Source organism: Pollutimonas bauzanensis (genome assembly GCF_040393045.1).
GTDB lineage: Bacteria > Pseudomonadota > Gammaproteobacteria > Burkholderiales > Burkholderiaceae_B > Pollutimonas > Pollutimonas bauzanensis_A.
Genome location: NZ_JBEBUX010000189.1, coordinates 1 through 5489, shown reverse-complemented (window position 1 = coordinate 5489; position 5489 = coordinate 1). Strand labels below are relative to the sequence as shown.

The 5489-nt window shown below is 53.5% G+C and carries 4 protein-coding genes and 1 tRNA gene; all 5 read right to left on the bottom strand.

Annotated features, from left to right (window positions below):
• Positions 1-8: 8 nt before the first annotated feature.
• Positions 9-84, bottom strand: a tRNA-Val gene (locus ABWO67_RS18905).
• Between the two features lie 88 nt (positions 85-172).
• Positions 173-445, bottom strand: coding sequence for an HU family DNA-binding protein (locus tag ABWO67_RS18900; protein ID WP_353154762.1), 273 nt, complete (start codon positions 443-445; stop codon positions 173-175).
• Positions 446-795: 350 nt separating this feature from the next.
• Positions 796-2025 carry a cystathionine gamma-synthase family protein gene (locus ABWO67_RS18895; RefSeq protein ID WP_353154759.1) on the bottom strand — a complete coding sequence of 410 codons (1230 nt, stop codon included), beginning with the start codon at positions 2023-2025 and terminating at the stop codon, positions 796-798.
• Between the two features lie 33 nt (positions 2026-2058).
• On the bottom strand, positions 2059-2805 hold the full coding sequence (rlmB, locus tag ABWO67_RS18890) for a 23S rRNA (guanosine(2251)-2'-O)-methyltransferase RlmB (RefSeq protein WP_353154757.1): 747 nt from the start codon (positions 2803-2805) through the stop codon (positions 2059-2061).
• 104 nt (positions 2806-2909) lie between these two features.
• Positions 2910-5348 carry a ribonuclease R gene (gene rnr, locus ABWO67_RS18885; protein ID WP_353154754.1) on the bottom strand — a complete coding sequence of 813 codons (2439 nt, stop codon included), beginning with the start codon at positions 5346-5348 and terminating at the stop codon, positions 2910-2912.
• Between the last annotated feature and the right edge of the window lie 141 nt (positions 5349-5489).

Sequence of the window (5489 nt, the reverse complement as noted above, 5' to 3'; positions counted from 1 at the left end):
CATAGTTGTGGTGGGTGCTACAGGGTTCGAACCTGTGACCTACGCCTTGTAAGGGCGCCGCTCTACCAACTGAGCTAAGCACCCGTCGTGTTGGGTACCACTTCTTTGGTGCAAAAAGCGAAGATAAAAATTATAACGCAGCACGTTCAACTATGCAAATCGGCACCCGTTATTAGTTAACGGCTTCTTTAAGCGCCTTGCCTGGACGGAACTTAGGTACCTTGGCTTTCTTGATTTTGATAGCTTCGCCGGTACGTGGGTTGCGGCCAGTGCGGGCTGCGCGCTCGGTAACGGCAAATGTACCAAAGCCGACCAAAGTCACGGTGCCTTTCTTTTTCAATGTGGTCTTTACGGCACCGATAAACGCTTCAAGCGCCCGGCCAGCATCGGCTTTCGACAAATCAGCTTTGGTGGAAATGTGTTCGATAAGCTCTGTTTTGTTCATTAAGGATTACCCCTAAAAATTATTGTAGCCAAGCTCCCTAACGGGCTGACTTGGCGCTTGATTAAAAAATACGCAGCATCGTCGGTGCGACCGATGTTGCCCGCAAACGACGATAAGGACGCCACCAAATGACGTTGTTATAAATACGCGCACCTGGCTGACTACCGCGTATTAAGCCTTTTAAACGAATAGCTGTCAAGCGGAAAACCTTGAAAACCCGCATCATTGTTGACTTTTTGACATTTTCGCAGCAACAACAGGAATTTTTCCATTCTTTGCAATTGGGCCTACCGGCGGATACGGATTTGTGCTATTCGTATCGGTGAGCCACCTTTTTCAAACAGAGGGGGTTATATCAAGGCCTGATCGAAATCATCGATAAGATCCTGTACATCTTCGATACCAATAGATACTCGCAAGAAATTGTCCGATATGCCCATCAATGCGCGGCGTTCAGCGCCCATCTCATAGTAAATAGTATGGGCCATCGGCAAAACCAGGCTACGGTTATCACCCAAATGAGTGGCTAATATCAGCACTTGAAGCCGGTTCAAAAAATCAAACAGTTCCACATCATCGACGAGTTCCACTCCCATCAGCGCACCAAATCGATTGCCGAACAACTGTGCAGCACGGCCGTGCTGTGGATGATCCTGCAGGCCCGGGTAATGGATTTTCGCGACTTTGGGGTGTTTGCTTAAGTGTTGCGCCAATGCAAAAGCATTGGCGCAAGCACGATCCATACGCAATGCCAACGTTTCGGCGCCGACCGAAATACGGTGCGCGGCTTCCGCCGCCAAAGTGCCCCCCATATCCCGCAGACCCTTCTTCTTGATTTGGGTCAGCCCCCACGATGTCGGCTTGCCGCTACGGTAAGCCTCGGCGATATTCTCGTAATTTGTCCAATCATATAAACCGGTATCAGTGACAGCCCCGCCCAGCGCATTGCCGTGCCCGCTAATATGCTTGGACAATGAATTGACAACCAGCGAAGCGCCCATAGCCTTACCTTGACACAGCCAGGGTGTCGCCAATGTATTGTCAATGACATAGACCAGATTCTTTCCCCGACACCACTCGCCTATCGCTTGCAGATCGGCCACCTGGGTACCGGGATTGGCCAAGGATTCCGTGAACACCATCCGGGTTTCAGGTCGATAAGCAGCAATCACATTATTGGCATCAGTCGCATCGACCAGACTGACCTCAACGCCCAGGCCTGCCAACGTGCCAAGCAGACTATTCGTGTTGCCAAAGATATGCTGGCTGGTAATAAGATGATCGCCAGCTTTCAGCAACGAAAAGAAAGTTGCACTAAGCGCTGCCATGCCAGTGGCAAATGTGACAGTGCCAGCCCCGCCTTCCATTTGCGTAATTTTCGCCTCGAGGGCTGAATTAGTTGGCGTACCCTGGCGCGCATAAGTAAAACCAGGCTTGCCCTGGAATACAGCGGCCAGCTCGCGGGCATCGGCAAATGCATATTGCGACGACGGATGCATTGGCTTATGTATCGCACCATGCTCGATCGACGAACGCCTGTCGGAGTGAAGTATCGTAGTGGTAAAGCCGTTGTTAGCCATGATGAGAAAACGCAGAATATTTAGGGAAAGGGATTACGAACGGCGCTGGCGCACTGACTCATATAAACATACCGCACTGGCCACACTTACATTCAAGCTCTCGACTGAACCAAGCATGGGAATATTGACCAGTTCGTCGCAAGTTTCACGCGTCAAGCGACGCATGCCCTCGCCTTCTGCGCCCATTACCCAAGCCATCGGACGGCGCGCATCAACTTGATGGATGGAAGCGGTAGCCTGGTCATCGGTTCCTACTATCCAGACATCGCGCTCTTTCAACTGACGCATCGTGCGCGCAAGATTGGTAACCATAATATAAGGAACCGTTTCTGCGGCGCCGCTGGCAACCCGCTGCACGGTCGTGTTTAGCCCAACGGCTTTATCTCGTGGCGCTATCACCGCATGCACGCCGGCGGCATCAGCCGTGCGCAGGCAGGCGCCAAGATTATGCGGATCAGTAACGCCATCCAATATCAAGAACAAGGCGGGTTCGGCCTTATCTTCAAGCAGATCCAATACCTCATCGACATCGGCGGCCAGCAAATGCGCTTCAGCCAGCGCCACCACCCCTTGATGACGAGTGCCTCGCGCCAAACCATCAAGGCGGTCGGTTGCAACCGGATGAACCCGGACATTGGCCGCCTGAGCCTGCTCGATGAAGGTCTGCATGCGCTTGTCGCGCCGCGACGCTTCGACGTATAGCTCTTTGATTGAAGCCGGCGCGTGGCGCAAGCGGGCGATCACGGCATGGAAACCGGCCAAAACCTGATGAGACGACATGAATATCCTTATGGAGTTATTTCGTATAGGGCCACGCGGCAGGCCCTTGCGAAAGCATTTTACCCCTCATGACTGCCGTGCCTTCAGATAAGGTTTCAATCGCACTAGCGCCGCTTCATTGTCCTGGGTGCAGTCGCTGACTTGTCGCCACGCTTGGCGGCTGCCCTGCGCTGCCGCGATGTAGTTCCCTTCAACGCAGGTGGCTTGGTCGGAGCGGCGCGCTTGACCCGATGCTCAGTAGGCGCATCTGGCTCGATCGAAGCCTTCAACGCCTTGAAAGTCGTACCTTTTACCAGCCGGAACTCGATACGGCGAGCCTCCAGGTCGACACGCGCGACCTGCACCTGCACGGCGTCTGTCAGACGATAACGAATGCCGGTGCGCTCACCGCGGAGTTCGTGCATGGCTTCGTTGTATTGGAAATAGTCGGAACCCAGCTCGGACACATGCACCATGCCTTCCACGAACAATGTGTCCAGCGTGATAAAGATGCCAAACGTTGCCACACCCGTAACCCGGCCGCTGAATTCCTCGCCGACACGCTCTTTGACAAACCAGCACTTAAGCCAGGCCTCGACGTCGCGGGAAGCATCGTCGGCGCGCCGTTCGCGGGCCGACAACAACAAGCCCAGCTTTTCCCATAGGGCGTGTTCGCGCTCCTCTTTGGGCAGTGCTGCCAGGCTGCCGATATCATCGACCTGTGGCAGGTAACGCTTGCCGCGCAATATGCTTTTAATTACGCGGTGGGTAAGCAAGTCAGGATAACGCCGTATCGGCGAAGTGAAATGCGCGTAATGATCGTAAGACAAACCAAAGTGCCCAACCTGCTCCGGACTGTACATAGCCTGTTGCAAAGATCGCAGGCACATGGTCTGGATAATGGCAAAATCGGGCCTACCACTTGCCGCCTTGACCAGTTGGGCATAATCATCGGTCGATGGATCATCGCCCCCGCCTAACGTCAAGCCCAGATTACGCAAATAATCACGTAATGCCTGCAATTTTTCGGGCGTAGGTCCTTCGTGCACACGATACAAGCCCAGCCGCTTATTGCGGGTCATGAATTCAGCCGCGCAGGTATTTGCGGCCAACATGCATTCTTCTATTAGCTTGTGGGCATCGTTACGCGTATAGGCTTCGATCTTTTCTATCTTGCCCAAGGTATTGCAAACAATCCTGGTTTCAATCGTATCGAAATCAATAGCGCCGCGCTTCTTGCGGGCCTGTGCAAACAATTGGTAGAGTTCGTGCAAATTCTGCAAATGCGGCAAGACCGCCTGCATTGACTGCCCCGCTGGCCCACTGGGCTGTTGCAGTGCCGCCCAGACGTCGGTATACGTAGTACGGGCATGCGAATGAATGACCGCATCATAGAACTGATAAGCCGTAATGCTGCCTTCCTTGGCACCGCTTGCCGCAATGACCATATCGCACACCAACACCAGCCGATCGACGTCGGGATTGAGTGAGCAAATGCCGTTGGACAAAGCCTCGGGCAACATCGGAATAACCCGACGCGGAAAATAAACGCTGGTACCACGCTCGATGGCATCGCTATCCAGCGCATCGCCAGGGCGTACATAGTGACTGACATCGGCGATCGCCACAAGCAAGCGCCAGCCCGGCCGCTTGCGTTTTTCCGTGCCCAGCTCAACTGGCGTACAAAATACGGCATCGTCAAAATCGCGCGCATCTTCACCATCAATAGTGACGAAAGGCACCTCGCGCAGATCGATGCGATCTTTCAGATCAGCCGCCTTGACAGTAGCTGGCAACTTTTCTGCTTGCTGTAACGTGGCAGGTGAGAATTCGTAGGGAACATCGAACTTGCGCACGGCAATTTCAATTTCCATTCCCGGATCATCGATTTCACCCAGCACTTCCACCACGCGGCCCAGCGGCTGCGTATGGCGCGTAGGCTGCTGGACGATTTCAACCGTGACCACTTGCCCAGGATCGGCTTCGCCTACATCAGAGGCGGGGATAAGAATATCGTGCTTGATACGCTGATCTTCAGGCACCACGATATAGGCGCCGCGCTCTTTAAGAAAGCGCCCAACTAATTTATTGGTGCGTCGCTCAGTCACTTCGACAATAGTTGCTTCGGCCTTGCCCCGATATTCGCCATCGGGTTTAGCCAAAACGCGGTCGCCATGCAACACTTTAAGCATTTCACGCGGCGACAGGAACAAATCGGGGCCGCCATCGTCGCGTAATAAAAACCCAAAGCCATCGCGATGGCCCTGCACACGGCCGGCAATAAATTCGAGCTTGTTGTTTAGCGACAACTGACCTTGCGGATTAAAAAACACCTGGCCATCTCGTTCCATGGCCTTCAACCGACGGGCGAACCCCACCGACAAGGGTACCGCGCCCCCCAGCGATTCAGCCATAGATTCAGGATCCACGGGTTTTCCCGAGGACCGCAGGAACTGCATGATGACTTCTCGACTAGGAACATCAGGATCAAAGTCGGGCGGCAAATCATGGGTACTGACTGAACTTTCTTTGCCGTTCGAGTCGTTTTTGGAGCGTTTTTTCAAAGGTGATTTCCGTTTATTTAAAAAGTACGCTATACTTTGCGCCTCTTAAAGATGCAATGCAAAACGCGGCACTAATCGGTAAAGCGATAGCATACACTTTATGCCCAGGTGGCGGAATTGGTAGACGCGCATGGTTCAGGT